Origin of the sequence: Aeromicrobium sp. (assembly GCF_049586495.1) — a bacterium.
GTDB lineage: Bacteria > Actinomycetota > Actinomycetes > Propionibacteriales > Nocardioidaceae > Aeromicrobium.
The window spans coordinates 1-1879 of record NZ_JBAVCB010000124.1; the positions used below are offsets into that span (position 1 = coordinate 1).

Consider the following 1879-nt stretch of genomic DNA (forward strand, 5'->3'; position numbering starts at 1 on the left):
CTCCCGACGTGGTCGATCATCGACTCGCGAGTGTGGAAGGCGCAGGTCCCCTTCCTGGCCCGCCACTGTCGAGTGGTGACGTTCGACGGTCGCGGGAGTGGCCGCTCCAGCTCGCCGAAGGGTGCCGCGGCGTACGAGAACGCTGAGTACGCGTTGGACGCGCTCGCCGTGATGGACGCGACAAGCACGGAGACCGCGATCTTGGCCGGCCTGTCCTGCGGGGCGACGTGGGCTGTCCACGTGGCCGCCCGAGCCCCGGACCGAGTTCTGGGAATCTTCGCCGTGGCACCGTCGTGCGGCTTCTCCGTCGCCCATCGCCAGCGGGAACAGTTCGCCTGGCACGAGACCTATCCCCAGACCGCGGGGTGGGCCACGTACAACAAGGACTTCTGGCTGACCGGCGATCTGACCGCATTCCGTGAGTTCTTCTTCTCAGAAGTGTTCAACGAGCCGCACTCCACCAAGCAGATCGAGGACGCGCTCGACTGGTCGTCCAAGGTGGTGCCCGAGACCCTGGTGGCGACGACGGCCGCACGGCTGGGCTGCGACGGCGCTATGTGCGAGCCGCTCGAACCGCTGTGTGCCGGCGTTCGCTGTCCCGTCCACGTCGTTCACGGAACCGACGACCGCATCCAGCCGCATGCGATGGGAGAACGCCTCGCCGAGCTCACGCGTGGTTCGTTGACCTTGATCGAAGGCGGAGGGCACGGGCTGAATTCTCGTGACCCGATCTTCCTCAACAATTTGCTGCGCGAGTTCGTTGATCGGCTCTGCCCGCCTCCGCCCACTCGTCGGACCTGGCACCGCGCCGCGCGCCGGCCCCGGCGTGCGCTCTACCTGTCTTCACCGATCGGGCTGGGTCATGCGCGACGTGACATCGCCATCGCGCAGGAGCTCCGACTCCTGCAGCCCGACATGCAGATCGACTGGTTGACACAGCATCCCGTCACGCCCGTCCTCGAGGCGCACGGCGAACGCGTACACCCCGCGTCGAGCTGGCTCGCCAGCGAGTCTGCGCACATCGAAAGTGAGTCCGGTGAGCACGACCTCCACGCCTTTGAGGCCATCCGGCGGATGGACTCAATCCTGGTCAACAACTTCATGGTCTTCCACGAGCTGACGACCAGTGAGCACTACGACCTCGTCATCGGTGACGAGGCGTGGGACGTCGACTACTTCCTGCACGAGAACCCCGAGCTGAAGCGGTTTCCATTCGCGTGGATGACCGACTTCGTGGGTTGGCTACCCATGCCTGATGGCGGACTCCGCGAGGCTGCCCTGACAGCGGATTACAACGCGGAGATGATCGGCCAGCGGGAACGGTTCGGCTCGATCCGCAACGCGTCGTTGTTCGTCGGCAACCCCGAGGACGTCGTCGACCAGTCGTTCGGCCCCGGCCTCCCCGGGATCAGGGAATGGACCGAGGACAACTTCGACTTCACGGGGTACGTCACGGGATTCCATCCGCCGGACCCGGTCGCCCGCGCAGCGCTGCGCAGCACCTTGGGCTATCGGCCCGAGCACAAGCTCTGCGTGGTGACCGTGGGCGGTTCTGGCGTGGGGTCCTCGCTGCTCCAACGGGTACTCGACGCGGCGCCCATCGCCCGTCGGCTGCTGCCAGAGCTTCGCTTCCTGGTCGTCTGCGGCCCGCGCATCGATCCGGGCGCCTTGCCGCGTCGCCGCGGCGTCCGGGTGCGCGGCTATGTGCCGCGCCTGCACGAACACCTCGCCGCATGCGACATCGGCGTCGTGCAGGGCGGACTCACCACCTGCATGGAGCTGACGGCATCTGGGACGCCCTTCATCTACGTGCCGTTGGAGCACCATTTCGAGCAGAACTTCCACGTCCGCCACCGACTGGAGCGCTACGACGCTGGAA

The 1879-nt window shown here is 66.6% G+C and carries 1 protein-coding gene; it reads left to right on the forward strand.

Going from position 1 to position 1879, the window contains the following annotated elements:
- Positions 1-75: 75 nt before the first annotated feature.
- Positions 76-1879: alpha/beta fold hydrolase (locus WB508_RS06620; RefSeq protein ID WP_423844090.1), on the forward strand; the 1804-nt coding region annotated here is incomplete at its 3' end.